Origin of the sequence: Bradyrhizobium sp. AS23.2, from assembly GCF_001908185.1 — a bacterium.
GTDB lineage: Bacteria > Pseudomonadota > Alphaproteobacteria > Rhizobiales > Xanthobacteraceae > Bradyrhizobium.
In genome coordinates, this window is sequence record NZ_LGHM01000061.1 from 12,662 (window position 1) to 38,821 (window position 26,160).

Here is a 26,160-nt window from a genome sequence, read left to right on the forward strand (position 1 = left end):
TCGACGTTCGCTGAAATTAGCCGCGTGCGGTCACAGCGCCTCGCCGCTCCTGACGCCGCTTGGCGTCGCGCCATAGGCCCGCCGGAAACAGCGGTTGAAATAAGAGATATCGCCGAAGCCGGCGTCGTAAGCGATCGAGCTCACCGGCCGTCCGGCGAAGTCAGGCTCGCGTAGCATGCGATGGGCGCGCTTGAGACGCTGGTCGGTCAGGAATGACGAAAAGGTCTTGCCATCGGCTTCGAACAGACGCTGGAGATAGCGTATGGTCATGCCGAACTCCTGCGCTACGGTGGCGACCGAGAGGTCCTGCCAGCAATTGTTGACGATGAAGGATTTCACCTTGCGCAGCCGCGCGAACCTGACGCCTCGGCGTCCGGCCAGTTCGTGAACCTCATCCGTCGCGCCGAGAACGCGCGCCATCAAATCGTGCACATGTGCAACGCCAACCTGGCGCAATGCGGGCACCGCGAACGCTCGCTCACGCACCAAAGACATCGCGTAGTCGACGAGAAGGCGAAGCCCGGCGGTGTGCTCCGGTATGATGCGCATCACCGCATCGTCGATATCCACGATCATGGGCGCGAGCACCCGCCGCGGGACGCGCAGCGATAGACAGTTTCCGAGCGAGAACCGCTCGTAGGTCGTCACGTCCTCGGCACTCGTCAAGACCGCGTCGCCAGGACGAAGCCGCAAATCACGTCCTCGCGCGGATATCCCGACGACGCCGGATCGATTTACCATCAGGCCAAGGCTGTCGTCTCCGTCGACAACCAGTTGCTTGGTGCGGATCACCCGCGCTCCGATCAGCCCGCCGATCACCAGCTTAGCGCCAGGCAAGCCATGGGATGTAAGGCTCGCCGCGAACGGCTTTACTTCCGTTGCTTCGATTTCCGCCTTCAGCACGCCGCGGCAGTAGAATTCGCGCAACAGCGGTATACGTTCGTCTTCGGGAATGCCGTTCGTTGAAACATTGAGAATGGAAAATTCTTCCTTGCCGCTCACTACAATCTCTCCAACCGACGAGCAGGCTCGGCCACGCGCTGTTGTCTCCTCGCACCCGCGTCCGGTGCCGGACGCGGATTGTTCCGTGGCGCACACTGCCCTTCTCATCTCAAGTGGCGCGATATACGAAACCCTCAAAGGACACGCGTCCTGCGTTCGGGGGACCTGAGAGCCATGCTCATCACAATGGATTGAGATCGCATCGTCTCACGGCTCGCGCAGTGAAATGAATCACACGGCGCCGCCGCTGCTCGTTCGCTGTGCAAACGGTGCAGGGAATCCGGCGGCGATCTTCACGAGGTCTGCCTGCCTGCCGGCGCCGGCAATCTACTTCCGGTTCTCCTCGCAGGACTTCAACGCGGCGAGCGCCTCGCCCGCGCGCGGGATCTGCATCTCGATGCTGTCGTCGTCATCGTCCTCGAAGTCGAGCGTGAGGCGCTTGGCCTTCGAGAGCCGGTCCATGATCGACTGGTCGTACTCGAAGATGCCGCGCACCGTGGTCTTGTCCATGACCTCCCACTTTGCCTTCTTCATGATGTGGGCGTCATCGGTGCCGACGTCGGCCCGGAGGATCTCGCCGACCTTGTCCCATTCCCAGCCGTCGTAGATCATCACGATCACGATCGCCTTGTCGGAATGGGTGATCACGATAATGTAGTCGCGGTTCTCGTCTTCCTTGTCCTTGTAGCCGCGGCTCGCATTGCAATGCGTGTCCTGCGTTCGCTTCTCGATGGTCCAGTCGCCGACCTTGGATTGTTGGGCAAGGGATTGTTGAGCAAGCCCAGGCCCGGCGCCGAGTGCGCCTGCGAGCAGCCCGGCGACGAGAGGAAACCGTTTCATGTCAGCCTCCGGCGTGTTCCCCGGGGCTGAGATGACCACCTCCGCCGGAGGCCGGCAAGGGCTTCAGGCCGCGGCAAGGCCAGTGGCAGAGGGCCTGTCTGCTACCCCCGCCGCGGCACGATCGCGATCGGGGTGAAGGTGTAAACCTCCTCGCCGTTCTGGTTGAACATCGTCCATTTCACCAGCGCGATACCCTGCGGCTTTGACTTTGACGGCGTCAGGCTCATGACCTCGCCGACCAGATGCAGACGGTCGTTGGGCCGCACCGGAAGCGTCCAGCGCAGCCCGTCAACGCCCGCGCCGATCAGCGGATGCGGCCCGAAGGGGCGGATCTGGACCGCGAGGTTCATGGCGATCGCGGCGGTGTGCCATCCCGACGCGGCGAGCCCTTTGAACAGGGTTTCCTTGGCGGCCTCGTGGTCGAGGTGCATCGGCTGCGGATCGAACTCGCTGGCGAAGCGCTTGATGTCGGCCTCAGTGACTTGGATCTCGGGGGATTTGAACCGCATTCCGATGGTGAGATCGTCGAACCACTCGACCTGCGCCATGATGTTGCCTCGCAATGTGATGCCGCCTCCGAAGACGCGCGGCTAAGGGATTGAGTAAAAACGGGATGTAGCTGCTTCGCAGCGCAAAAACCAGCCCAGGGTTCCCGGCGAAACCCCTTTCCTGGTGCGACGAAATATGCCTGAAACGGATAGCCGGTTATGTGGTTGTCAAAATCATACAGGGACGGCCACCATGCAATTCCTTGTCGACCTGATCCGGGATTATTCCTGCTGCCGGCACCTCGTCGCCCTTTCGCCGCAGGAGGACGAGCTATGATCGAGCTGATCTCGGGCGTGCTCGCCCTTTGCAGCATCGGCGTCTTCGCGGCACACGCGCTGGATGCCTATCGCACCACGCATTTCTGATCGCCGCGTCTTCCCGGGGCTAGAACGGCCGCCGGTAGAAGTGCTCCGTATGCGTTGCCGGCGGAAACCGGTTGGCAAGCGCCAGCGCCGCTGTCTCGCTCGTCTCGAGGGCGATCTTCTGCGCCAGCATCACATCGCCCGGCACGAGGAAGCCCGACGGAACAAAACACCATCCCATCATCGCACGCCCATCGTCGTCGATTTCGTGGACATTGGCGGCCGTGCCGTAGTGAATGCGATACGTCCTACCGGTGTCGCATCCGATGACGTCGAAATACCGGTGCTGCTCGAACTGCGCGCGCTGCGCCGGCGACAGCCATTCGGCCAGAAGCCGGCGGCCGCGTGCATCCGGCGTATTCTCGCCGAAGAAGCGCCGATAGAGTTCACGCAACGCATGCAGGCGCGCTCGCGCCGGCGCGCGGAGCCAAACTGCGCCGATCATGAGCAGCTCAGATCAGCCGCCGACCAAGCGGGGATAGAACAGCGTTTCATGCGCGGTCGGATCGAACGATCGGATCTGGGTCACTTCGCCCGGCCCGGTTCGCAGCGCGGCGGTAAAACCGGCTCCGGTCAGCTCACGAAAGCGCCGTTCGGCCCGTGCCAGCGCTTCGGCATTGTCGGGATCAAACTCGTGGCGCGTGTCGCCGGTTCGGTCCATCACGATCTGGGTTGCCATATTGAGTCTCCTCATGCCCAGCCCTGCCCCCGATCAAAGCAAACCTCGTGCCGTAGGTTCCCCAACGCAGAAACTTTCTCCTATGCGGCCGAGGCCTTCGTGCGGCCTCAACGCGAAGCGGCCGCCCCTCCTCCCTCGTCGATCTGCCGTCCCATCAGTGCGATTGCCTTCTGATAGACGCCGGCAGCATTCCAAGCCTCGATCGCGGCGAAATTCGGTTCGCCCGGCTGGTAACCGGCTCCTGCGCGCCAGCCATGTGCCCTGAGGAAGTTGGCCGTCGAGCTCAGCGCGTTGGCGGCAACATCGAGGTTACCGGTGCCGTAGGCCAGAATATTCTTGGGCATGAACTGGGTCTGGCCGACCTCGCCATGCATGGAGCCGCGGGTGGCACCCGACAGCGTGCCGCGGTCGATCAGCTTCAGCGCGGCATAGAGCTGATCGGTGAAGAATTCGGGACGGCGGCAGTCATATGCAAGGGTGGCGATCGACGAGAGCATGTTCTGGTTGCCGCGCTGGCTTCCGAAGCCGGTCTCCATGCCCCAGATTGCGATCAATGGTCCGGGCGGGACGCCGTAACGCTGCTGGATCGAGGCGAACAAGGCGCCCTGCGACTGCTTGAGCTGCCGGCCCCTGGCGACAATGGTGGTGGCGCCGCGCTTGGCGAGGAACTGATCGAGCGATAGCGAGAAGCTGCGCTGGCCGCGGTCGGCTGCGATCGTGGCGCTCGCATAGTGGGCCTGCATCAGCGCAGAGATTGCGGTCTGGCCGATGCCCTTGCCCTGTGCCTCGGCGCTGAACTCACGTTTCCAGGCTTCAAAACCCGCCGGCGAGCTGCCGCATTGCGCTGCGTTGGCGGTCGGCGCGACACAACCGAGCAGCGCCACTGCGCCAAAAACCGCCCCCACAACACGCCTGCCCCTGATCATGTCTTCCTCCCGTTCCGCGGCGATCCGATGCCCGAGCTTACCCGGACGAAGGCGCCGACTCCATGGTACGATCATATGACATTTCGAGGCCTTCCAGATCGCCTTCCTTGCGCCACTTGCCGAGCAGCCGCAGGAACGCCACCGGCCCGCGCCAATATTGGCTGTTTCTTGCCGCGATCGGATCGAACACGCCCTCGTTATTGTAGTAGCCGGGCGTGCATTCGGCGAGATAGGTCTGGCGGCCGAGCGCGGCTTTCACGACCTCCTCCACCCAGGCGTTCTCGGCGGCGAGCGTTGGCTCCAATGTCCGGGCGCCGCGCTTTCGCACCTGATCGATCACATAGGCGATGTGCTGTGATTGCTCGTCGATGATGTGCGGGAAGTTGGCGCTCTGGCCGGCCTGCACCGTGACGATCAGGAAGCAGTTCGGGAAACCGCGGCTGTAGAAGCCGTGCAACGTCTTGACGCCGTCGTGCCAGCGCTCGGTCAGGCTCATGCCGCCGCGGCCGTAGACCTCGAAGCCCATGCGGCGGGCGTAATCGGTACCGACCTCGAAACCGCTGGCATAGATCAAGCAGTCGAGCTCATAGGCCTTGCCGTCGACCACGACAGCGTTCTCGGTGATGCGCTCGGCGCCCTGCCCTTTGGTATCGACCAGATGCACATTGGGACGATTGAAGGTGTCGAGATATTCGTCATGGAAGCACGGCCGCTTGCAGAACGCCTTGTACCAGGGCTTCAGCGCAGCCGCGGCGGCTTCGTCCTTCACGATAGCGTCGACGCGGGCGCGGATCTCCTCCATCTTGCGGTAGTCGGCCTGCTCGATGACCTTCAGCGCCTCCTCCATCGAGGTCACGGGCTGGGCCTGGCGGCGCGGCGCCAGCAGGATCTCGCCGAGCAGTCCGGTCCAGCCGTCCTGCACAAGATCGCGTTCGAACTGCTCGCCGGAGATGACCGCAGTGAAATTGTCCATGCGCTCACGCTGCCAGCCAGGCTTGAGGCTCTGCGCCCAGCCATGATCCGTCGGCCGATCGTCGCGCACGCCGATCGCCGACGGTGTGCGCTGAAAGACATAGAGCTCCTTCGCGGACCGGCCGAGATGCGGCACGCATTGCACGGCGGTCGCACCGGTGCCGATGATGCCGACGCGCTTGTCGGCAAGACCGCTGAGACCACCGTCCGCGCTGCCACCGGTATAGCCATAGTCCCAACGGCTGGTGTGGAAGCTGTGTGCCTTGAAGCTTTCAATGCCGGGAATGCCCGGCAGCTTCGGACGGCTGAGTGGCCCGCCGGCCAGGATGACGAAGCGCGCGCGGATGCGATCGCCGCGATCGGTCTCGACCAGCCAGCGCGCCTCCTGCTCCTGCCATTCCATGCACGCGATGACGGTCTGAAACAGCGTGCGCTCGTAGAGGCCGAAATGACGGCCGATGCGGCGGGAGTGCTCGTAGATCTCCGGAGCCCGCGCATATTTGCGCAGCGGCATGTAGCCGGTCTCTTCCAGCAGCGGCAGGTAGATGTAGCTCTCGGTATCGCAGGCCGCGCCGGGGTAGCGATTCCAGTACCAGGTACCGCCGAAATCGGCAGCCTTTTCCACGATGCGGAAGTCATCGATGCCGGCTTCGCGCAGACGCGCGCCGCAGAGCAGACCGCCGAAGCCGCCACCCACGATCAGCACTTCGGTCTGTTCGCCAACAGGCTCGCGCGCGAATCCGGGATCGGCCCAGGGATCGTCGAGGTAGCGGCCGAAATTGCCTGTTACCTCGACATATTGCGCCTTGCCTTCGGCGCGCAGACGGCGGTCGCGTTCGTCGCGATAACGCGCACGGAGTGCCGCAATATCAACCGTAGATTCGCCGGCTGTACCGGTCTTGTGTCTTTCCGCTGACATCCATTTCCTCCACGGCGGACGCTGCTTCGCGAGGCAGCTCGCAGAAGTTAGCCCTGAAAAAGTGACGCATGCAATCACGTCCACCGTTTTTTGCGTGAACGTCGCGTGGCGTTCCGCTACCGTGCGCGCAAATCACGAGCGTACGCCATGCAACGACATGGCGGTCTGGAGGAGACCATGCAGGGATTGATGATGGACATGCCGCTCCTGATCAGCGGCCTGATCCAATATGCCGCCGACTATCACGGCGAAGCGGAGATCGTCGCGCGCGAGATCGAGGGCGATATCCACCGCTACACCTATGCGGACGCCCATCCGCGCATCAAACGCATGGCCCTGGCCTTGAAGCGGCTCGGCATGAAGCCCGGCGACCGCGTCGGCACTCTGGCCTGGAACACACACCGTCATTTCGAGATGTTCTACGCCGCGCCGGGCATGGGTTACGTGTTGCACACCATCAACCCGCGGCTGTTTCCCGAGCAGCTCGTCTACATCATCAACCACGCCGAAGACCGCCTGCTGTTCATCGATCGCGCCACGCTGCCGATCGTCGAGGCGATCGCGCCGCAGCTGAACACGATCGAGGCCTTCGTCGTGATGTCCTCGCGCGAGCGGATGCCGGAGACGAAGCTTGCGAGCGTGCACTGCTACGAGGAGCTTCTGGAGAAGGAGAACGATTCCGGCTTCACCTGGCCGGAGTTCGACGAAAAATCCGCATCCACCATCTGCTACACCTCGGGCACGACGGGCAACCCGAAGGGCGTGATCTATTCGCACCGCGCCGCGATCCTGCAGACCATGACATGCTGCAATTTCGACTTCCTGCCCGGACATGTCGAAGGCGTGCGCGAGGTGATGATGCCGATGGCGCCGCTGTTCCACGGCAATGGCTGGAACATGCCATTCACCGCGCCTTATACCGGCTCGAAGCTGGTGCTGCCCGGCCGCAATTACGAACCCGACAAGCTCTACGAATTGCTCGAAGGCGAGAAGGTAACGCTCTCCGCAGGCGTGCCGAGCTTCTGGCTGATCCTGCTCGACTGGCTGGGGCGGACCGGCAACAAATTCTCCACCCTGCGCGCAACGCTGTCGTCGGGCTCCGCGCCGCCGCGCGCGATGGTCGAGAAGCTCAAGCGCGACTACGACATCGACTACATCCAGGCCTGGGGCATGACCGAGGCCTTGGGCTGCTCGATGCCGGGCTTGCGGCCTGGCTCGGAGCATCTCGGCGACAAGGAGAAGTTCGACCGGCGCCAGGTGTCCGGCCGCGCCTGTCTCGGCACCGCCCTGCGCATCGTCGACGACGGCGGCAACGAGCTGCCGCGCGACGGCAAGACCGTCGGACATCTGCGCGCCCGCGGTCCATGGGTCGCTTCCGGCTACATGAAGCTCGACGAGGGCCTCGACCGCGACGGCTGGCTGATCACCGGCGACATGGCCGTGATCGATCCGCAAGGCCACGTCACGCTCACGGACCGCTCCAAGGACGTGATCAAGTCCGGCGGCGAATGGATCTCCTCGATCCAGCTCGAGGACATCGCCTTGTCACATCCCGACATCCTGCAAGCTGCCGTGGTCGCGATTTCGCATGAGAAGTGGCAGGAGCGCCCCCTGCTCCTCGTCGTCCGCAAGAAAGGCGCGACCGTCGACGGCAAGGCGCTGCTCGACCACATGCGCCCGAAGATCGCGAGCTGGTGGATGCCGGACGCCGTCGAATTCCTGGACGAATTCCCGATGACCGGGACCGGCAAGGTGCTGAAGTCGGCTCTGCGCGAGAAATTCAAGGGATACCGCGTCGCCTGAGCGGCCAGCCGATCGCGCACCGGCCCTTCCCGTGCGCGATCGTCTTCATCTTTTGGTAGATTCGGCGGCGATATATCGAGGTGTCGCCAACTCCAGGGATTGAGGACACCATGGCGTTTTCCGGATTAGGCCTGCATCTCGGCAATCTGTCGCGCCTGTCGAATGCGCAGACGCGCTCGATCAGCCCCGAGAACTTCACCGGCGAGAAGGGCAAGGGCGGCATGTCCGTCGACGCCCCGCGGCGCGCCAGGCCCGCGATCTCGGCCAGGGGTGGAAGGTCTCGCCCTATGTCGTGATCGAGCCCGGCACGACCTTCACGCTCGCCGACATCGAGGGCCAGGGCGCGATCTGCCGCAGGTGATCCGCCCCGATGGCGTCTACAAATCGCAGCAACGTTTCGGCATGTACCGCTGGCACATCCCAGACCCCATACGCTTCCACTCTGATCTTCGCGTGACGATCCAGGCGCTCGGCTGGTTGCCGGGAACGAAAGACGCAAAATATCTTCCGTTGCAGGATGACATCGCCTCGGTCGCGTTCTGGTATCAGACGCTGCCGACGGCGCCCTTCCCGAAACTGCCCGGCCCGGATTATCTCGAAATCGGCTAGAGCATGATCCGGAAAAGTGCGCAGCGGTTTTCCGAAAGGATCATACTCAAATAAATAGAGCGCGATGCCTCCCAATCCCATCGCGCTTTAGGGCGTGTACTCCTTAGCAACTGGCCGACTGATGTCCGCTTCTCCTCCAACAGCGGCGCGAAAGCGGACTTCGCCTGAGGTCCGAGTCGGGCCACTTCCGGACTCATGCATCGCAGCAGTCGCGCCCTATTCGATCTCCTTGTCAGGGCGCCCAAGCATAGTCGGCCGCGGCAGCTAGCATGCATGCAAATGGCTCGGCACTTGTCGCTAGGAAACGCTCAGCGCTGCGCAATGTGCGGCTGCGGCGCATGAGCAAGAAACCGAGGGGCCACCACGGTTGCCTGCGACTCGCCATTTTTTGACGCTAGCCTAGAGGTGGGCTTGACGGCTAAGTTGATTTTTAGACGTCTATAGAGTTCACTCGGACCGTTTCGGGCAAGCAGTGCTCGCAGTTCGGCGGGAGGTGGTGCGATGCCCAAGATCCTGCTGGTCGAAGACAACGAGATGAATCGCGACATGCTCTCGCGGCGCCTCGTGCGCAGCGGTTACGAAGTCATCATTGCCGAGGACGGAGCGGGCGGCGTTGCAATGGCGACAAGCGACAGGCCCGATCTCATTTTGATGGACATGAGCCTGCCGGTGATTGACGGTTGGGAGGCGACGCGCCGGATCAAGGCTACGCCGGAGCTGCGAAAGATCCCCATCATCGCGCTCACAGCGCACGCCCTGGCGACTGATCGGGACAAGGCCCTAGAGGCAGGCTGTGACGACTACGACACAAAACCGATCGAGCTGCAAAGGCTGATAGGCAAGATAAAGACGCTGCTCGCGCGAGCTGGCGGGTAAATGGCTACCGTGCCACGATATCCGCCGGTAACGTGATGCCCACACCCGGCCCACTGAAAGCCCACAGCTGGCCATTCAGCGGATTGTTGTCGCCGCGTTCCAGCAAGCGTAAAATTCAGTTGGCCCACGTTCTAGCAGGCGGGGGGTGCAGTCTCGCAAATTTCATGGCCGGAGTTATCGCCGTGCTTGCAGCGGCGATCAGCTACTCTACTCGGGCGGATGTCCAGACCGGGGTGGCAGGCCGATCAGGAGCGGGAGGAAACTCATGAAAGCAGCACAATACAAATGGTCCCAAAGTGAGGGGTGGCGGCCGAATTTGCCTACCGGTGACGTCGGACGCCAAAGTGTAGTGTTCGTTTTCGGCGCGAGATCGCGAATGCAGGCAGATGATCCCGTTAGCGAGCTGCGCGACCATTTCAAAGGGGCCGCGATGCTCGGTTGCTCGACTTCCGGAGAGATTGTCGGTGACATGGTCGTCGACGACTCGGTGATTGCCACAGTTGTCGACTTCGAACATGCGCGACTCCGGTCCGCCTCCGTTCCGATCGGCGAGGCGAAGGCGAGCTACGACGTCGGCAAGGAGCTCGCGCAGCAGTTGAACGACGCCTCGTTACGCCATGTGTTCGTGCTTTCGGATGGCTTGCACGTCAATGGCTCCGACTTGGCGCGCGGTCTGGCGGGCGGCGTCCCAGAAGGCGTGTCGATCACAGGTGGCCTTTCCGGAGACGGGACCAACTTCGCCGAGACTTGGGTCGTTGCCGACGATGCCGCGGGGCCCGACCGCGTAGCAGCGGTGGGCCTGTACGGCGACGATTTGCGAATTGGCTACGCATCGATGGGCGGCTGGGAGCCATTCGGGCCGGTGCGCATCATCACTCGGGCCGAGGGCAACATCCTCTACGAGCTGGATGGACGGTCAGCGCTCGACCTTTACAAATCGTACCTGGGCGCACACGCCGAGCAGTTGCCAAGCTCTGCCTTGCTCTTTCCGATCTTGGTTACCGAGGCAAAGGGCGACCAGGGTGTCGTCCGGACCGTCCTGTCTGTGAACGAGCAGAACAAGTCAATGACGTTCGCAGGCGACATCCGACAGGGCGGAACGGCGCAGTTGATGAAGACCAATGTTGACGATCTGGTCGACGGCGCGACGGCCGCCGCCAAGGCCAGCCTCAGTGGGCTGGGCGACAGGCGACCGGATCTTGCAATTCTGGTGAGCTGTGTCGGTCGTAAGCTTGTGATGAAGCAGCGCACCGAAGAAGAAATCGAAGCAATCCGGGATGTCTTCGGGACGAATACGAAGATTTCCGGGTTCTACTCCTATGGCGAGCTTTGCCCCTTCGTGCATGGTGGTGAGTGCCGCCTGCACAATCAAACCATGACCATAACAACTTTCGCCGAGGACTGAACGTCATAGGACACAGATGCACAGGCTGCTACGACGCCAGCTCAGAAAGCACCTCGGTGTCGAGGACGAGGTGCCGGCTGCGCTGCAGCCTTTCGTAGCAGCCGTCGATGCCGCATACGCCGATTTCGACAGCGATCGAGCGATGCTCGAGCGCTCAGCGGAGCTGGGCTTGAAGGAGCTGTCGGAGGCGCGTGACGAGGCTACGCGGGCCCAGACTCGCTTGACCGATGCGATCGAGAGCATCTCGGAGGGGTTCTCGCTCTACGATTCGGATGACAAACTGGTGATATACAACCAGCGGTACCGGGACATGCACGGCACCGGCAGCATCAATGTCGTGAATCAGGGCGTGTCGTTCGAAACGATCCTCCGCAGCGCGGCCGCGAGCGGCGAGATCTGCGACGCGCAGGAGCATGTCGAGGCCTGGGTCGCCGAACGTCTCGCCCGGCATCGCAATCCCAAGGGCACGCACGTGCAACACCGCTCCGATGGGCGCTGGATCCAGATCGACGAGCGCAAAACCGACGATGGCGGCACGGTCGCGACCTATACCGACATCACCGACGTGAAGCAGGCGGAGCAGGCGATCCAGGAAAGCGAGCAGCGGCTGCGCGTCATTGCCGAGGCTGCGCCGATGGCGGTGGTGATCGTCACCTTCGATGACGGGATCATCCGGTATGCCAATCAACATTTCAGTGAAATGTTCAAGTTCGAAGGTTCGTCCGCACTGGGCCTACAAACTAAAAACCTCTATGCAGACCCGCAGCATCGTGAGCGCTTCATCGGTGCGCTGACCGAGCACGGCCATGTGGAGGGCATGGAGATGCTGTTCAAGCGGGCTGGAGGCGAGGAGTTCTGGGCGCTCATAGCCTCGCAGCGCGTCCAGTTCGAAGGGCGCCCGGCGATGATCACCGGCCTCGCCGACATCAGCGACCGCAAACGCATGGAGGGCGAGCTTCACAAGGCGATTTGGGCGAGCGAGCAAGCGACCCGCGCAAAATCTGACTTCGTCGCCAACATGAGCCATGAGCTGCGCACTCCCCTGAATGCGATCATCGGTTACAGCGAGATTCTGTTCGAGGACGCCCAGAGCGCCGGGCGCGAATTGGAGATGGAGGACCTGCGCAAGATCCAGGATGCCGGCAAGCATCTGCTCGGATTGATCGACAACATCCTCGATCTTTCCAAGATCGAGGCCGGCAAGATGACGCTCTACCTCGAGACCTTCGAGCTGCGGCCCATGATCGATAGCGTTGCGGCGACCGTCACCCCGCTGGCCAAGAAGACTGGCAACGCTCTGGCGGTGAACTGCGCCGACGAGATCGGCACGATCCACAGCGATCTGACCAAAGTGCGTCAGACCCTGTTCAACCTGCTCAGCAATGCCTGCAAGTTCACAAGGAGCGGAACGATCACGTTGAGCGCGCGCCGTGATACGAACGAGGCCGGCGACTGGATCGAGTTCCAGGTGCTCGATACCGGTATCGGCATGACGCCGGATCAGCAGGCCAAGATATTCGAGGCCTTCACTCAGGCCGATGCCTCGACAACCCGCACCTATGGCGGCACCGGGCTGGGCCTCGCCATCACCAAGAGCTTCTGCCGGCTGATGGGCGGCGATGTGACGCTGACCAGCGAAGCCGGCAAGGGAACGACCTTCGTGGTTCGTCTGCCGGCGGTGACACGCGCTGCATCGGACACTGCGATCTCGGCGGAAGAGAAGCGGCCCGAGGGTCCGCAGGTCACGGAGCCCGAGCACGCACCGACCGTTCTCGTGGTCGACGACGATCCCAACGCACGGGAGCTGCTGCGTAGACACTTGCAGCGCGGCGGTTACGCCGTTCGCATGGCTGCCAACGGCCAGGAGGCGATACAGCTCGCCCGCACGCTGAAGCCCGACGTCGTCACGCTCGACGTCCTAATGCCGCAAGTGGACGGCTGGGCCGTGCTAAGCGCTATGAAGGAAGATCCGGCGCTTGCCGAAATTCCGGTGATCATGGTCACGGTCGTCGATAACCAGACCATTGGCTTCTCGCTCGGCGCCGCCGATTACCTGATCAAGCCGATCGATCGCGACAGACTGGTCCGTGCGGTGGAAAAGTGCTGCCCAAAGGGCGCGCCACGGCACGTACTGATCGTTGAGGATGACGCTCCGACCAGTGAGCTGATGGGGCGCGCCTTGCGATCGATCAATTGCACGGTCACCCAGGCAGAAAATGGTCGGGTTGGTCTCGAGCGTTTGAGCGAGGCTTTACCCGAAGCAATTCTGCTCGATCTGATGATGCCCGAGATGGACGGGTTCGAGTTCATCGCGCGGGTGCGCGCCGAATCCCGCTGGCGGCGGATCCCGATCATCGTCATCACCGCAAAGACACTGACCGCCGAGGATCTCGCGCGCCTCAACGGCCAGGTACAGCATTTGGTGCACAAGGGCGAATACAGCGGGAAGGCCGTCCTGGCGGCACTCGACGAGCTGGTACCCCGGCATGCTCCGCGCGCAAGTGCGGATCGGCCATGAACAACATTGACACCGACAGCTTGCGCGCCTGGCGCATTCGGCTTGCCCACCTTCGCCAGGAACTGCTGTCCCCGGTCAACGCCTTGCTCGGCTATGCAGAGATCATGCACGAGGAGGCGTCCCGGAAAGGACGCCAGGACGTCCTCCCCGATATGAACCGTATCCTCGCCGCTGCCCGGGATCTCGCCAGCAAGGTCGACCGGCTGGTGGACGGCGATCGCGCCAAGAACCCGCCCGGCTCAGCAGCGGCCACGCAAGAGCAGGAGCTGCGTCACGAACTGCGCACGCCTCTCAATGCGATCAAGGGTTATGGCGAGATGCTGCGCGAGGATGTCGCCAATTCCTCAAGCGACTCGCTGCGGCCAGATCTGGACCGCCTGCTCGTGGCGGCTACCGACATGCTGCTGCGTCTCGATCACATCGTGCGCTTCTCAGTCGATGTCGAGGAGACGAGCTTGGCTTCCGATCGGATCGGCTCGGTCATTGTTAGCGACTTGATGCGCAGCCTCGGGCCAGTCCATCATGAGCCGTATACTGTCACCGAAACCGGCTCCATTCTCGTCGTGGATGATATCGAGGCCAACCGCGAGCTCCTGTCGCGCCGCCTGACCCGCGATGGTCATCGCGTCGCTTCGGTGGGCGGCGGTCAGCAGGCGCTGCAGGCGCTCGCCGACGATGAGTTTGACCTCGTCCTGCTCGATCTGATGATGCCCGATATAAATGGGTTCGACGTGCTCGTGCGTGTGAAGGCCGACGAACGGCTGCGCCGCATTCCGGTTATCATGATCACGGCCTTGACGGAGACCGAGAGCGCCATCCGCTGCATCGAGGCCGGGGCCGAGGATTATCTGCCGAAGCCGTTCGACCCGATCCTGCTGCGCGCGCGGATCAATGCTTGTCTGCACAAGAAGCGTTGGCGCGACCGAGAGCAGAAGTATCTTCGCCGCATCGAGGACGAGACTGCCAAGTTCGAGCGGCTTCTGTTGACTATCCTGCCAAGACAGGTGATTGACCGCCTAAACCAAGGCGAAGGCATGATCGCTGACCGCTTCGAAGTCGTGAGCGTTCTGTTCGCCGATCTGGTGGGCTTCACCGAGCAATCGGCACGGGTCACACCTGCAGCGATGGTCGAGTATTTGAACCGGCTGTTCTCGGAGTTCGACGCGCTCGCCCGCGAACTTGGTGTCGAGAAGATCAAGACCATCGGCGATGCCTACATGGCCGTCGCCGGCTTGCCCGATCCGAATCCCGATCCGTTCGCAGCGATCGCGAACATGGCGCTTGGCATGATCGATCGGCTCAGCCGCGTCAACGGCCATTTCGGCTGGTCCTTGCAAATCCGGATCGGCATACATTCCGGTCCCGTGGTTGCCGGAATCATCGGCGCGCACCGCTTCGTCTACGACGTGTGGGGCGATACTGTAAATGTCGCCAGCCGGCTCGAGGCCTATTCTCTGCCCAATCGAATCCATGTGTCCCAGGATGCCGCCCGCCAGCTCGTCGGTCCCTTCGCGCTGGAGCCACGCGGCAGCGTTGACGTGAAGGGCAAAGGCAAACTGGAGACGTTTTTCTTGAGCCGGATCTAGGCGCGCGCCGGGTGTGGCGCATTCGGCTGGCTTGTTCCTGAAGCAGGTGTGTAATTTAAGCAACGAGCGAGCACTCGGCGCACACCCTCGCTCACCGGCAAGGCCTCCAAGGCGATCGTGATGTGGCGCACGGCCCCGGACAAGTGTCGCTGGTCGATCCATCTCACGTCAGTTTCGTGGGGAAACAGAAGGTCTTTCACAATTCAAAGCTAGCTTGGCGAGTTCAGAAATGGGTCCAAAACCGGCAATGCTCTGGTCGAGCAGAACATTTCCGCTGCACCCCCAAGGCCCGACATCCCCGTGCTAATGAGTACACGTCCCAGCCATCGTGCGCGACAAGCAAGGGCGACAGCGACGAAGCGATCCAGAAATCTCTCCGAAGAGAAATTCTGAATCGCTTCGCTGTGCTCGCAGACTGCGCCGCCCGGACGTCAAGCACATCGTCCGGGCGACACTTCGCATTGTGGCTCCTCAGCGCCGGGCTACCAGGAATACTGGAGGCCGACGCGTCCAAGTGCCCGCACATCGCTCCATGACTGCGCCGGGAACGACACGCCACTTTCCGTCGCGGTCCGGTTGGACAAGGACGTCAGGCTGCCGCGATCGAGACCGAATGCGATGCCCATGGTCAGCGACAGATTTCCCTGGATCCTGATCATTCCAACGAGACCGGCGGCATGCTGCCCGTCGAACACCGCCCAATGCGTCGAGATCGCGTAGTTGGTCCCGTCGGGCAGGAACGGATTGACGAGCGAAGCTGCCATGGCCGTTCCTGTCGCTGCACGGGTTACCTGGCGTGCGAGGTCGAACTGGCTCTGCACGGTCTGCTGCGCGTTCACGCAGGTGGCGGTACCCGGAATGTAGAAAAAGTAGGCACCGTAGAGCGAGCAGATCCTTTCGTACTCGACCGCAGCATGGCCCGGCGTCGGGATCGCCAGAACCAGAGCAGCGGTCGCGAGAATCGCGCGCAGGCTACGTCCGAAGACGTATCGTGCCGCGTTGATTTTCTTCCACATGGTTGTCTCCAATCGATGACGGTGGCGCTGCTCAGTAACGAGCAACGATGGCATCGCCGTTGAAGCGGTAGTTCACGCCGAGCTTCACGAGGTGCAGCTCATGGTCGACGTTTTGGGCACCGAACTTTGTGAACAGCGCGATCGCAGCCGGACCGAAGTACAGATAGTCGTACTCCAGTCGCGCCGAGAAATTGTTCGTCAACGCGTATTCAAGGCCCACGCCGCCGGTCAGACCGGTCCGCTGGTGGTTGAAGTCGGACGGGAAAGCCGTGCCGGTGAAGGTCTGGTAGTCGACGTTGGCCCATGCGACGCCGCCCTTGGCGTAAGTCAGCAAGCCGTCGAATGCGTAGCCGATGCGGCCGGTGCCTGTCGCCAGCGCATGGTACGCCACCGCAAGGCCGGAGGTGATGTCCGCGGGATCACTGGGTCTGCTGCCCCTGATCGACGCCCAGGAAAGATCGAGCTCGGCGCCGACCACGAGGTTGTCGAACTGCCAGTTGCCGCCGACCTGCGCACCTGCGATCGCCCCGCGTGTATCCATCGTGAAGCGGTCCTGCGCGAAAACGAAGCTCGAGTCGACGAGACGGCTGCTGCCCACGCCGTAGCCGCCGTGAACACCAATGTAGAAGCCGTTCCAGAGCGGCACCGGGGCGACGACCGGAGCCTTCACGGTCATGTCGGCCGCAATCGCGGACGTGGCAGTGAGCGGCATGGCCGCGAGAAGCGGAGTGACGGCAGCGGCACAAGAGAGGAAACGGCGCACCGATCGCAGGATGGAGATTGTCATGGGATGATCTTTCAAAATGTCAGAATGAATTTGCGAATTGGGTTTCGGGTGCTTCACCAGGCGTACATGAAGCCCGCGCGGCCGAGGCCACGGATGTCACTCCACGATTGCGATGGGACCGACGTGCCGAATCCCGTCTGCGTCCGGTTCGAGAGGGATGTGAGGCTTCCCTTGTCCAGGCCGAGCGAGAAGCCGCCCGAGAACACGAAGTTGCCCGAGATCCGCATCAATCCCGAGAACCCAGCGGCGTGCTGGCCGTCATAGGTCGCCCAGTGGGTCGAGACCGCGTAATTCGTGCCGGTCGGAAGCCACGGCGCGACGAGGGACGCAGCCATCGCCGTGCCGGTCGAAGCGCGCGTCTGTGCACGCGCGAGGTCGAACTGGTTCGTCACGATCTGGTTGGCGTTCGTGCAGGTGTCGGTGCCCGGAATGTAGAAGTAGCCGGCGCCGTAGAGCGAGCAGACCTTGACGTACTCGATCGGAGCGGCGTGGCTCGGTGCGGCGATCATGGCGGTGAGGCCGGCGGTGATGGCCGCTGCGATCGTCCGGGCGGCGCGGCGCGCAACGACGTGGCGGTTCATGGATGTGGTGGACATGATGTTTGTCTCCGAAAATCTGAGTTCAATGCTGTTTCGATGTGCTGGGGAACTAGCGCGGGGGGGCCGCCGTCGCCGTTGAAGCGCACGTTGATGCCGGCCTTCACTAGCTGGACGAAATGCTTGATTTCGGAGGTCGTGTTCGGGCTCACCCAGTGGAGCGTCTCCGTCGGGAGATAGAACGCGTTGTATTCGACCTTCGCAGACACGTTGCGCAGGAAGGCCACTTCCAGGCCGACGCCGCCCACGGCTCCGAACAGCTCTCGGTTATAGTTGGTGAGCTCCGGCGTGAACTTCGACGAGAGCTCCATGCGGGCGTAGGCGGCGCCGCCCTTCGCGTAGGCGAGCCATTGGCCCGACGCGTAGCCGACGCGTCCCGTTGCGGTCGCGAGCCCGGTGTAGGCGACCCCGTTGTTGGTGCTCGACGTGATCATGGCCGAGGTGCTGGTGTTGCCCCGCGTGAATGACCAGGAGCCGTCGACCTCCACACCGAGGACGTAGTTGCCCTGCTGCCAATTGTAGCCGAGCTGCCCGCCGGCGAGCGGGCCGTTGAAGTACGCAAAGAACGGATTGTTGGCCGGGCTGTTGTTGGGGTCACGAAACTCCGTCTTGCCCCATCCCCAGCCGCCGTGGACGCCGGCGTAGAAGCCGGACCAGGAGACGACGGGTGCAGGCAGCGGACCGCCGGCAAGAACGGGTGGCGTGATCGCCGCGCTCGCCGCTGCTACGGCGGCTGCGAGTCCACGGCGGCGAATTACGGAACGTCCTGAACGTATGTGCATGTCGATGTCCATTTCCTTCGTTTGATTTTAAGTTTCTTTATTTGTAGTTTTCTATTTTCAGTTGAATTCGAGGTCACAGCTTTGGAGGTAAGCCCCCGCTTGTTTTTGAACGAACGAAACCGGCGATCACGCAGGTTGCGGATCGACGGAAAGAATTCCTGGTTGTTGGAAGAGCCCGAGCGCTATCTAGGAAAATGCGCTCCGCGGCTTATCGATTGGCGAACTAAGGGCGCGCGATCCCGAAGGATGCGTTTCCGAAGTCCCCTCGTATTGTCACGATAATTGCCCCCTCTTTAAATTAAGGCCGATCTTAGGCAGGGCCTTTTGAATTGCCAGTATCGTGAAAGTCACAGTTGCTGTTTGTTTCTCGCACGCTTCTCAATTGCTGCACGACGCAAGACAGCATGTGAATGAGCGTTAACATCGCAACGGTCTGAGTGAGTTCTGACGCGATTGCGCCTGACGAGCTGATGAAGATGCGATCAGGCCCAATGCCGCGATCGCCAACGCGATTCGAACCCGGCCTGACCCAAGCTCAGGCACTGATTTATGCATAGGAGGTCCAGATGCTTTTTCCCATGTCGCCCAAGGTGGTCGAGCTGAAGCGGCGACTCGAGAACTTCATGGACCGGCACATCTATCCGAACGAGGTGCGCTTCTATCGCGAGGCGGAGGAGCTCGGGCCGTGGAAAGGCTATCCTGTCGTCGAGGAGCTGAAGCCGCTCGCACGCGCCGAAGGTCTCTGGAATCTGTTCCTGCCGGAGTCGAGCCACGGCGCGGGCCTCACCAATCTCGAATATGCCCCGCTCTGCGAGGTGATGGGCCGTTCGCATCTGGCGCCTGAGGTCTTCAACTGCTCGGCGCCCGACACCGGCAACATGGAGGTGCTGGAGCGCTATGGCACGGAGGCGGACAAGGATCGCTGGCTGAAGCCGCTGCTCGCTGGTGAAATCCGCTCCTGCTTCGCCATGACCGAGCCCGCGGTCGCCTCGTCCGACGCGACAAACATCGAAAGCTCGATCGTGCGCGACGGCGACCATTACGTCATCAACGGACGCAAATGGTACACGACCAACGCGACCGACCCGCGCTGCAAGATCTGCATCTTCATGGGCAAGACCGATCCGGACAATCCGGACCGCCACAAGCAGCAATCCATGATCCTGGTGCCAATGGACACGCCCGGCATCGAGGTGAAGCGCCCCCTCCCCGTGTTCGGCTTCTACGGCGTGCCCGACCGCGCCTCCGAAGTCGTCTTCACCAATGTGCGCGTGCCCAAAGAGAACATACTGCTCGGCGAAGGCCGCGGCTTCGAGATCGCACAGGGGCGCCTCGGCCCCGGCCGCATCCACCACTGCATGCGGCTGATCGGTCTTGCCGAACGGACGCTGGAGAAGATGTGCCGGCGCGTGCGCAGCTGGGTCGCCTTCGGCAAGCCGGTCTCGGAACAGACGGTAACGCAGGAGCGCATCGCCGAAGCGCGCATCATGATCGAGCAGGCGCGGCTGCTGACGCTCAACGCCGCCTACGCAATGGATACGGTCGGCAACAAGGTGGCGAAAGCCGAGATCGCGATGATCAAGGTCGCCGTGCCCAACATGGCCTGCCAGATCATCGACTGGGCGATCCAGGCCCATGGCGGCGGCGGCACCTCGAACGACTTTGGATTGACGCAGGCCTATGCCACTGCACGCCTGCTGCGTCTTGCCGACGGACCGGACGAGGTTCACAGAAACCAGATCGCACGGTTCGAGCTGAAGAAGTATTCGAACGCGTAGACGAAGCGCTCGTTTCGTGAGGCAATGGCGGTGCACTTTCTCCCTTCTCCCCTTGTAGGAGAAGGTGCCTTGCCGAAGGCAAGGCGGATGAGGGGTCTGCGTCAGTGGAGACAGACCCCACAGCGACGTGCACCTTGATCGTTTCAGTTCAACACTTCAACCGTTGCCGACCGCCCGGCCACGAGCGACATCGTATCAGGCACAGGATCCAGCGCGATGCGCACTGGCACGCGCTGGGCGAGGCGCACCCAGCTGAAGGTCGGATTGACGTTGGCGAGCAGGTTCGCGCCCTCGGCGCGGTCGCGGTCCTCGATGCCGGCGGCGATGCTCTCGACACGGCCTGACAGCGTGACCTTCTCGCCCATCAGGCGGACCTGCACCTTGTCGCCGACGCGGATGCGCGCGAGCTTGGTCTCTTCGAAATAGCCTTCCACATGCAGCGTATCGGTGTCGACGAGGGCCATCACACCCTTCCCGGCCGTGACGTAAGCACCGGGACGCAGATCCATGTTGGTGATCACGCCGTTCACGGAGGCGCGGACCTCGCTGCGATCAAGGTTGAGCTGGGCGACCGCGCGGTCGGCGACGGCCTGATCGAAGGCCGCCTTGGCCTGGAGCTGGGTGGCCAACACCTGCTCCTGCTTCTGCTGCGACACGGCGTCGGTCGTCAGCGCGCTATAGCGCTTCAAATCCGCATTGGCCTGGTCGAGCGTTGCCTGATGGCCGGCCACAGATGCATCGGCCTGCCGCAGCGCCAACGCAAAACGTTCGCGGTCGATCCGGAACAATACGTCGCCGCGGTGGACCTTCTGGTTGTCCTTCACCAGCACTTCGGTCACGAAGCCGGACACGTCGGGCGCAACCTGCACCACGTCGGCGCGGACGCGGCCATCGCGCGTCCAGGGCGAGTCCATGTAATAGACCCAAAGCTCGCGGCCGACGGCGAGCGCGGCGACGACCGCAAGCACGGTCAGCGCAAGGCGGCCAAGCCAGCCAAAATTCCCCTTCATGAGAGATACTCCGAGAGATAGACGACGCCGCCGAGAAGGCAGACGAAGATCGCGAAATCGAACAGCGCGCGGTGCCAGACCAGCCGGTAAAGGTCGAAACGCTGCATGAGGCGGCGCAGAAGCGCGCTCAGGAAATAAGCGACGATGATCCACAACAGCAGCGCCGGCACGAGCACGCCGTAGATGTCGATCTGATATCTCATGCCGCAACACTCTCGCTTGCGCGCGCCCGATAGGCCGGTGCATCCGGAAACAGGCCGCGCCTTATGCCGACGAGGCCGATCAAGGCGTCTTCGCGCGCGCGTTCGTTGGGATCCTTGACGGCCTGGGCCAGCGCCAGATCGACATGCCGCAACAGCTCGGCCGGCATTCCGACGCCCGCATAGCTGCGGCAGGCCGCAGCCAGCTCGTCGAGCATGTCGTCGATGACGGAAATGGTCATTGCTGCAAGTCCATAGCGGGCCCGGCGCAGATCGATGATGTTCAAGCCGATGCGAAGCTGGACAAGACTGTCGGTGTCGCGGCGATTGCTCTCGGAAAGAAAGGCGATGCGCTGCACCAGCAGGCCAAGCCGATGCAGCATGAGGCCTGCAAACTCCGCGCGATCGCGCTTGCCGCGGCGCTCGGCAGCGACCGCGAGCGTCTTCCAGCTCGACAGAACCAGCCGATTGGCGATCCACTCCGCACCCACGCCGCGCGCAATCCGCGTGACGATCTCGGCGATCACGACGCCGACGAAGAAGGCGACGGCAGAATTGGCGTAAGACGCAAAGTCCGCATTGTAGGTCGTTTGCAGCGCCAGCAGCGTGGCGGTGTTGGCCGCGAGCGCCATGCCGGTGCCCGCCGTTGCCGGCCGCGCGATCAGGAGGCCGTAGAGCAGGAAGGTCGGCGCCAGCGCAAAGACCAGAACCTCAAGGTGAGAAATGGCAGGCACCAGCGCGAACAGATAGATCGCGACGACGACGATGGAGACGAGCGACCACAAACCAAAACTGCGGATGAAGCGCGCCGGTTCGTCCTGCGCAGCGAAAAACGAGCACGCGACGGCCGCCATCATCGGCGCCGACGCGCCATCCGGCCAGCCGGTCCCGATCCAGAACGCGCAGCAGATCAGGATGGCCAATGCCGCGCCGGCCGCCGACCACAATGCGAGGCCGCGGTCCCTGTGGCGCACGGACGCAGCGCCAGCCTCCGAATGGAACGCCAGATCGAGCGTCGAAACATTCCGGCTCTCTGCGATCGCCTCGCTCAGCGCGCGGCAGTCGCGCGAGAGGTCAACGAGCTCGCGCAGTCGCGACAGCAGGCTGGTGGTGATGATCCGCTCCCAGGTCGCGCTGTCGTCGAGCACCGCCTGCCGCTCCGCGATCATGGCGCGGATCCGCTCGGCCGGCTGCCGCGCGCTGACGTCGCTCGTGATCCATTGCGCCAGATCCTCCAGCAGCCGGTTCAGCTCGGGATGCCGATGCAGAGCCTCCTCGCCGAGCGCAGCCAGCCGATCTTCCAGCGACGCAATCACCGGAAGCAGCATCAGCATGCGCAGCCGGATCTCGCCGAGACCGCGAACGGCGTTGGCGTCAGTTAGCCGGTCGTAGGCGAGATGGGTGGAAAGCGTGTCGATCTCGACGATGTCGTTGGCGAGCTTGAGGCGCCTGCCGCGGCGCGTTTCGCTGGTTCCTTCACGCAGCAGCACCACCTGGCTGAGGCGACGCGCATCAGACATCCAGCTGTCAACGCGATTGCCAACGGCCGGCGCGACGCTGCGAGGGAAGACGATGGTGGAGACGAGGCTCGCGCAGATGATACCGAGGCAGATCTCCTCCACCCGCGAAATGGCGATATCGAAGATGGCGCCGGGCTCGGACACCGCGGGGAAGCCGATCAAGGCGACCGTGTATCCGGCCAGCATGAAGACATAACTGCGCGGCGTGCCGTCGAGCAGTGAAAGGTAGAGGCAGAGCCCGACCCACAGCGCGATCGCGAGGCAGAGCAATTCCGGCGCATTGATCAGGTTCGGCACCAGCACCACCGTCATGGTCGCGCCGACGAGGGTGCCCATCACCCGGAAGAAGGCCTTGGAGCTGGTCGCCCCTGCGAGCGGCTGCGAGGTGATGTAGACCGTCGCCATCGCCCAATAGGGTCGCGGCAAATCCATGGCCAGCGCGATAACGAGCGCCAGGATCGACGCGGCGAACGTCTTCAAAGCAAAAATGAGGTCCGCGTGGCGGACCAGGAACGGCTCTTCCGCGCGCATGACTATTTCGCCTCTGCAAAAGGCCTTGGCAGTGACTTGGCTTCATGCAGGCGACTGGCCCGCTGCTCGATGCGCTGGAGCGTCTCGAAGGTTACCGCAAGTTCCTCAGTGCCGATATCCCTCAGCAGACTTGCCCGCACCCGGCGCAGCACCCGGTTGGTCTCCTCGACCTTGGCCGCGCCCGCTTTGGTCAGATGTAGCGTTTTGGCACGGCGGTCGGTGGGGTCTTCGCGGCGTTCAACCAGGCCTTCGGCCTGGAGCAGGTCGATCAACCGGACCAGCGACGGCCCCTCGATGCCGAGTTCGTCGGCGAGCACACCCTGCCGCACGTTCTCGCCCTGGCGCGACAGCACCAGGAGCGGAATCGCGGTTGCGTAGGACAGGCCGTGCTCGGACAGCGCCTGGTCGGACTCGCGCCGCCAGATACGGCCAAGCCGCGTGACCAGCCGGCCGATTTCGCCATGAATATGAGCCTGCGAAGGAGCCATGCAAATTAGATAGGACACGAACTATTAGTTTGCAACTATATAGCCGGCATCTTCAGGCCGATCACGCAAAAGCGAACGAGGACAATTCACGATGGGACCGGGTTCCGCGGCAGAAGCACGGGCGGTGGTCGCGAGCGACAGCGCGCTGACGCTGATCCCGACCTTCGTCGTCGTGGCCGTGGACGCGACCGGCATGGGAATCATCCTGCCGCTCCTGCCGTTCTACTCGCAGCGGCTGGGCGCCACGCCGTTCCTGCTCGGCGCGCTCATCTCGGCCTATGCCGTCTGCCAGCTTATCGCCGGCCCGGTGGTCGGCATGCTCTCGGACCGCTACGGCCGGCGCAAGGTGTTGGTGGTCAGCCAGATCGGGACGCTTGTCGGATTTGTCCTGCTTGCGCTTGCCGGCAACCTGACGCTGGTGTTTCTGGCACGCATCATCGACGGCCTGACGTCCGGCAACATCTCGGTCGCGCACGCCTACGCCGCCGAGCACAGCGCGCCGGCAACGCGCAAGCAGGCGCTCGGCATGACCAGCGGCGCGATCGGAACCGGACTGCTGCTCGGCCCGGCGCTCTCGAGCTTCCTTGTGCATTATGGCCAGACCGCACCGGTATGGGCCGCCGCCGTGCTCTCGCTGATCAGCATATTGGCGACGATCGCCCTGCTCCCGCCGGACCATCCGGCGTCCGAGCCGCTTTACCAGCATCGCGTGCCCGAGCCGACGCAGGCCCGCAGCCTGCTCGGCATGCGCTACGCCTGGCGCCTGCTCGGCCTGCTCATCGTGTTCTTCTTCGTCAACTCGATGTTCCTGTCGCAGATCGGCCTGTTCCTGTCGGCGCGGTTCTCGTGGGACGGCCATCCCTTCGGCGCGCGTGAGCTCGGCTGGATGTTCGCCTATGCCGGCTTCATCAACATGGTGGTCCAGGGGCTGCTGATCACGCGCGCAAGTCTCATTGCGTCCGACCGAAACATCGTCATGGCGGCGTTCGCCTGCATGGGCCTCGGGTTCGCCGGCCTTGCGTCTGGCAACAACATCGGCCTGCTCGCGATCGATCTGACGCTGATCATCGCCGGCACCATGTTCGCGCGCAGCACGCTGACGGCCGAGCTGTCGCGCAGCACCGCGATCAACCGCCAGGGCATGATCATGGGGCTCAACCAGTCGCTGATGTCAGGCGCGAATATCAGCGCCCCGCTGGTGAGCGGCGCGCTGATCGGTCATCGGCTGTTCGTCCCGTGGGCGCTGGCGATGGCTGCGATCGCGGCAATCGGCGCTGCGCTGGCCGGCCAGCTGCTCGACACGCCGCGAATGCGCTAGCGCCCTCGCCTCAGTTCAACACGTAGACATCAGGATCGGCGCTCGAGCTCGGCTTCCTGAAGGCGTTGCGCAAGGCCGCCGACATCGGGACGTTGTAGTTGAGGCCGTTTGGCGGCGTCGGCGATTCCAGCCACTTCCTGTAGAGGATCTCGATCTCCGGGCTCGCGTAGAGCTCTGCCGTCGCGCGATCGGCCAGCGCCTTGAACGGCGCGTCCTCCCGGCGCAGCATGATCCCGTAAGGCTCCGGCTTCGAGAACGTTTCCTCGCTGATCATGAAAAGCTGCGGCTCCTTCGAGCGCGCGATCGCGACCGCGAGCTGGACGTCGTCGAGCGCGTAGGCCTGGGCTCGGTCGGTTTCCAGCAACAGGAAGGCCTCAGCCTGGTCCTTGGCCGGCATCACATTGATGCCGAGGTTGCGTTCGGTGTTGACCTTGGCAAGCTGTGTCAGGTTGACCGACCCCGCCACCGCCGTGACCGATTTGCCTTTGAGATCGTCGATGGTGTTGATCTTTGCGGCCTTCTTGGCGGCAAATCGCGTCGCGCTGAGGAAGTGCGTGTTGGTGAAGGCGACCTGCTTCTGGCGGTCGGCACTGTTTGTCGTCGCCGAACAGTGCAAATCGAGTGTGCCGTTGACCATCAGCGGAATCCGGTTCGACGAGGTCACGGCGACATAGTCGACGGCGATGTCGGGAATGCCGAGCTGCTTCTTCACGGCGTCCACGATCTTGAGGCAGATGTCCATGGCAAAGCCGACCGGCTTCTGGTTGCCGTCGAGATAGCTGAAGGGAACGGACGCCTCCTGATAACCCAGCGTGATCTTCTTCGTCTCCTTGACCTTCTGGAGCGTACCCGAGAGGTCTTCGGCGGACGCTGCGCCCGCAAGACATGTCAGGGCCAGGATAACGGTGGGAAGACGCATCGGCAGCTCCTCAAGGGGGTCATCGGCCGCACCTGTCGGGCGCGACCGTGGAAGGTGATAGCCCAGCGCCGGGACTGTCACCAGACGATGTTCCGTCTATCAGCTATCGCGCTTTTATATGTACCGCTGCGGGAGGCGATGTCATGCGGTGCCGTCAGGGTTGAGAGCG

25 protein-coding genes are annotated in these 26,160 nt (G+C 63.0%); 9 read left to right on the forward strand and 16 right to left on the reverse strand.

Going from position 1 to position 26,160, the window contains the following annotated elements; translation table 11 throughout:
• Positions 1-30: 30 nt before the first annotated feature.
• The 7 genes from AC630_RS14540 to AC630_RS14570 all read right to left on the reverse strand — a co-directional run bounded on the left by AC630_RS14540 (position 31) and on the right by AC630_RS14570 (position 6,249).
• The gene (locus tag AC630_RS14540) at positions 31-1,002 is read right to left on the reverse strand and encodes a helix-turn-helix transcriptional regulator (protein WP_074119199.1); all 972 of its coding nucleotides are present in this window, start codon (positions 1,000-1,002) and stop codon (positions 31-33) included.
• Between the two features lie 327 nt (positions 1,003-1,329).
• Positions 1,330-1,842 carry a hypothetical protein gene (locus tag AC630_RS14545; protein WP_074119200.1) on the reverse strand — a complete coding sequence of 171 codons (513 nt, stop codon included), beginning with the start codon at positions 1,840-1,842 and terminating at the stop codon, positions 1,330-1,332.
• Between the two features lie 101 nt (positions 1,843-1,943).
• Positions 1,944-2,390 carry a MaoC family dehydratase gene (locus AC630_RS14550; RefSeq protein WP_074119201.1) on the reverse strand — a complete coding sequence of 149 codons (447 nt, stop codon included), beginning with the start codon at positions 2,388-2,390 and terminating at the stop codon, positions 1,944-1,946.
• Positions 2,391-2,775: 385 nt separating this feature from the next.
• Complete coding sequence (locus tag AC630_RS14555) at positions 2,776-3,198, reverse strand: hypothetical protein (protein WP_074119202.1); 423 nt, start codon at positions 3,196-3,198, stop codon at positions 2,776-2,778.
• A 12-nt stretch (positions 3,199-3,210) separates the two neighbouring features.
• The gene (locus AC630_RS14560) at positions 3,211-3,432 is read right to left on the reverse strand and encodes a hypothetical protein (protein ID WP_074119203.1); all 222 of its coding nucleotides are present in this window, start codon (positions 3,430-3,432) and stop codon (positions 3,211-3,213) included.
• 107 nt (positions 3,433-3,539) lie between these two features.
• On the reverse strand, positions 3,540-4,358 hold the full coding sequence (locus tag AC630_RS14565; RefSeq protein ID WP_074119204.1) for a lytic murein transglycosylase: 819 nt from the start codon (positions 4,356-4,358) through the stop codon (positions 3,540-3,542).
• Positions 4,359-4,395: 37 nt separating this feature from the next.
• The gene (locus tag AC630_RS14570) at positions 4,396-6,249 is read right to left on the reverse strand and encodes a flavin-containing monooxygenase (RefSeq protein WP_074119205.1); all 1,854 of its coding nucleotides are present in this window, start codon (positions 6,247-6,249) and stop codon (positions 4,396-4,398) included.
• 177 nt (positions 6,250-6,426) lie between these two features.
• On the opposite strand from AC630_RS14570, the gene AC630_RS14575 reads away from it, so the two are divergent.
• From AC630_RS14575 to AC630_RS14605, 7 genes are all read left to right on the forward strand, one after another.
• Positions 6,427-8,052, forward strand: coding sequence for a long-chain fatty acid--CoA ligase (locus AC630_RS14575; RefSeq protein WP_074119267.1), 1,626 nt, complete (start codon positions 6,427-6,429; stop codon positions 8,050-8,052).
• Between the two features lie 110 nt (positions 8,053-8,162).
• A complete protein-coding gene (locus AC630_RS46955; RefSeq protein ID WP_074119206.1) occupies positions 8,163-8,348 on the forward strand; it encodes a hypothetical protein in 186 nt (61 codons plus the stop codon).
• Positions 8,349-8,409: 61 nt separating this feature from the next.
• Entirely contained in the window at positions 8,410-8,661 is a 252-nt protein-coding gene (locus tag AC630_RS46960; RefSeq protein ID WP_245330385.1) for a DUF2961 domain-containing protein, read from the forward strand.
• A gap of 501 nt (positions 8,662-9,162) precedes the next feature.
• Positions 9,163-9,537, forward strand: coding sequence for a response regulator (locus tag AC630_RS14590; protein ID WP_074119207.1), 375 nt, complete (start codon positions 9,163-9,165; stop codon positions 9,535-9,537).
• A gap of 265 nt (positions 9,538-9,802) precedes the next feature.
• Positions 9,803-10,942 carry an FIST signal transduction protein gene (locus AC630_RS14595; protein WP_074119208.1) on the forward strand — a complete coding sequence of 380 codons (1,140 nt, stop codon included), beginning with the start codon at positions 9,803-9,805 and terminating at the stop codon, positions 10,940-10,942.
• Between the two features lie 16 nt (positions 10,943-10,958).
• Positions 10,959-13,460, forward strand: a complete 2,502-nt coding sequence (locus AC630_RS14600; protein ID WP_083636264.1) for a response regulator — start codon at positions 10,959-10,961, stop codon at positions 13,458-13,460.
• Positions 13,461-13,480: 20 nt separating this feature from the next.
• The gene (locus tag AC630_RS14605) at positions 13,481-15,046 is read left to right on the forward strand and encodes an adenylate/guanylate cyclase domain-containing protein (protein WP_245330387.1); all 1,566 of its coding nucleotides are present in this window, start codon (positions 13,481-13,483) and stop codon (positions 15,044-15,046) included.
• Positions 15,047-15,528: 482 nt separating this feature from the next.
• Here the strand turns inward: AC630_RS14605 and AC630_RS14610 are convergent, their stop codons facing one another.
• Genes AC630_RS14610 through AC630_RS14625 form a run of 4 tightly spaced genes read right to left on the reverse strand, consistent with a single transcriptional unit; the run spans position 15,529 to position 18,227 of the window.
• Positions 15,529-16,062: a porin gene (locus AC630_RS14610; protein WP_245330388.1), complete on the reverse strand. Its 534-nt coding sequence runs from the start codon at positions 16,060-16,062 to the stop codon at positions 15,529-15,531.
• A 31-nt stretch (positions 16,063-16,093) separates the two neighbouring features.
• Complete coding sequence (locus AC630_RS14615) at positions 16,094-16,849, reverse strand: outer membrane protein (protein WP_074119210.1); 756 nt, start codon at positions 16,847-16,849, stop codon at positions 16,094-16,096.
• 53 nt (positions 16,850-16,902) lie between these two features.
• Positions 16,903-17,445, reverse strand: coding sequence for a porin (locus tag AC630_RS14620; protein ID WP_074119211.1), 543 nt, complete (start codon positions 17,443-17,445; stop codon positions 16,903-16,905).
• On the reverse strand, positions 17,427-18,227 hold the full coding sequence (locus AC630_RS14625) for an outer membrane protein (protein WP_167561207.1): 801 nt from the start codon (positions 18,225-18,227) through the stop codon (positions 17,427-17,429). The genes AC630_RS14620 and AC630_RS14625 overlap by 19 nt, the downstream gene beginning before the upstream one ends.
• A gap of 566 nt (positions 18,228-18,793) precedes the next feature.
• On the opposite strand from AC630_RS14625, the gene AC630_RS14630 reads away from it, so the two are divergent.
• Complete coding sequence (locus AC630_RS14630; protein ID WP_074119213.1) at positions 18,794-20,005, forward strand: acyl-CoA dehydrogenase family protein; 1,212 nt, start codon at positions 18,794-18,796, stop codon at positions 20,003-20,005.
• Positions 20,006-20,148: 143 nt separating this feature from the next.
• Here AC630_RS14630 and AC630_RS14635 read toward each other — a convergent pair whose 3' ends face one another.
• Genes AC630_RS14635 through AC630_RS14650 form a run of 4 tightly spaced genes read right to left on the reverse strand, consistent with a single transcriptional unit; the run spans position 20,149 to position 23,754 of the window.
• A complete protein-coding gene (locus AC630_RS14635; protein WP_074119214.1) occupies positions 20,149-21,015 on the reverse strand; it encodes an efflux RND transporter periplasmic adaptor subunit in 867 nt (288 codons plus the stop codon).
• Positions 21,012-21,218, reverse strand: coding sequence for a DUF1656 domain-containing protein (locus tag AC630_RS14640; RefSeq protein ID WP_074119215.1), 207 nt, complete (start codon positions 21,216-21,218; stop codon positions 21,012-21,014). The genes AC630_RS14635 and AC630_RS14640 overlap by 4 nt, the downstream gene beginning before the upstream one ends.
• Entirely contained in the window at positions 21,215-23,266 is a 2,052-nt protein-coding gene (locus AC630_RS14645) for an FUSC family protein (protein WP_074119216.1), read from the reverse strand. Before AC630_RS14645 ends, AC630_RS14640 begins: the two co-directional genes overlap by 4 nt.
• 2 nt (positions 23,267-23,268) lie before the next feature.
• Complete coding sequence (locus AC630_RS14650; protein WP_074119217.1) at positions 23,269-23,754, reverse strand: MarR family winged helix-turn-helix transcriptional regulator; 486 nt, start codon at positions 23,752-23,754, stop codon at positions 23,269-23,271.
• Positions 23,755-23,845: 91 nt separating this feature from the next.
• Here AC630_RS14650 and AC630_RS14655 point away from each other — a divergent pair, with 91 nt between their 5' ends.
• Entirely contained in the window at positions 23,846-25,072 is a 1,227-nt protein-coding gene (locus AC630_RS14655) for an MFS transporter (RefSeq protein WP_074119218.1), read from the forward strand.
• 10 nt (positions 25,073-25,082) lie between these two features.
• Here AC630_RS14655 and AC630_RS14660 read toward each other — a convergent pair whose 3' ends face one another.
• Positions 25,083-25,991 carry an amino acid ABC transporter substrate-binding protein gene (locus AC630_RS14660; RefSeq protein WP_074119219.1) on the reverse strand — a complete coding sequence of 303 codons (909 nt, stop codon included), beginning with the start codon at positions 25,989-25,991 and terminating at the stop codon, positions 25,083-25,085.
• Between the last annotated feature and the right edge of the window lie 169 nt (positions 25,992-26,160).

Excerpts from the sequence above, each read along its gene's own strand:
- AC630_RS14545 (WP_074119200.1), bottom strand. The coding sequence starts at position 1,842 with ATGAAACGGTTTCCTCTCGTCGCCGGGCTGCTCGCAGGCGCACTCGGC.
- AC630_RS14660 (WP_074119219.1), bottom strand. The coding sequence starts at position 25,991 with ATGCGTCTTCCCACCGTTATCCTGGCCCTGACATGTCTTGCGGGCGCA.
- AC630_RS14600 (WP_083636264.1), top strand. The coding sequence starts at position 10,959 with ATGCACAGGCTGCTACGACGCCAGCTCAGAAAGCACCTCGGTGTCGAG.
- AC630_RS14555 (WP_074119202.1), bottom strand. The coding sequence starts at position 3,198 with ATGATCGGCGCAGTTTGGCTCCGCGCGCCGGCGCGAGCGCGCCTGCAT.
- AC630_RS14570 (WP_074119205.1), bottom strand. The coding sequence starts at position 6,249 with ATGTCAGCGGAAAGACACAAGACCGGTACAGCCGGCGAATCTACGGTT.
- AC630_RS14575 (WP_074119267.1), top strand. The coding sequence starts at position 6,427 with ATGCAGGGATTGATGATGGACATGCCGCTCCTGATCAGCGGCCTGATC.
- AC630_RS14625 (WP_167561207.1), bottom strand. The coding sequence starts at position 18,227 with ATGCACATACGTTCAGGACGTTCCGTAATTCGCCGCCGTGGACTCGCA.
- AC630_RS14595 (WP_074119208.1), top strand. The coding sequence starts at position 9,803 with ATGAAAGCAGCACAATACAAATGGTCCCAAAGTGAGGGGTGGCGGCCG.
- AC630_RS14550 (WP_074119201.1), bottom strand. The coding sequence starts at position 2,390 with ATGGCGCAGGTCGAGTGGTTCGACGATCTCACCATCGGAATGCGGTTC.
- AC630_RS46955 (WP_074119206.1), top strand. The coding sequence starts at position 8,163 with ATGGCGTTTTCCGGATTAGGCCTGCATCTCGGCAATCTGTCGCGCCTG.
- AC630_RS14610 (WP_245330388.1), bottom strand. The coding sequence starts at position 16,062 with ATGTGGAAGAAAATCAACGCGGCACGATACGTCTTCGGACGTAGCCTG.
- AC630_RS14645 (WP_074119216.1), bottom strand. The coding sequence starts at position 23,266 with ATGCGCGCGGAAGAGCCGTTCCTGGTCCGCCACGCGGACCTCATTTTT.
- AC630_RS14655 (WP_074119218.1), top strand. The coding sequence starts at position 23,846 with ATGGGACCGGGTTCCGCGGCAGAAGCACGGGCGGTGGTCGCGAGCGAC.
- AC630_RS14560 (WP_074119203.1), bottom strand. The coding sequence starts at position 3,432 with ATGGCAACCCAGATCGTGATGGACCGAACCGGCGACACGCGCCACGAG.
- AC630_RS14590 (WP_074119207.1), top strand. The coding sequence starts at position 9,163 with ATGCCCAAGATCCTGCTGGTCGAAGACAACGAGATGAATCGCGACATG.
- AC630_RS14630 (WP_074119213.1), top strand. The coding sequence starts at position 18,794 with ATGCTTTTTCCCATGTCGCCCAAGGTGGTCGAGCTGAAGCGGCGACTC.
- AC630_RS14635 (WP_074119214.1), bottom strand. The coding sequence starts at position 21,015 with ATGAAGGGGAATTTTGGCTGGCTTGGCCGCCTTGCGCTGACCGTGCTT.
- AC630_RS14615 (WP_074119210.1), bottom strand. The coding sequence starts at position 16,849 with ATGACAATCTCCATCCTGCGATCGGTGCGCCGTTTCCTCTCTTGTGCC.
- AC630_RS14620 (WP_074119211.1), bottom strand. The coding sequence starts at position 17,445 with ATGTCCACCACATCCATGAACCGCCACGTCGTTGCGCGCCGCGCCGCC.
- AC630_RS14640 (WP_074119215.1), bottom strand. The coding sequence starts at position 21,218 with ATGAGATATCAGATCGACATCTACGGCGTGCTCGTGCCGGCGCTGCTG.
- AC630_RS14565 (WP_074119204.1), bottom strand. The coding sequence starts at position 4,358 with ATGATCAGGGGCAGGCGTGTTGTGGGGGCGGTTTTTGGCGCAGTGGCG.
- AC630_RS14650 (WP_074119217.1), bottom strand. The coding sequence starts at position 23,754 with ATGGCTCCTTCGCAGGCTCATATTCATGGCGAAATCGGCCGGCTGGTC.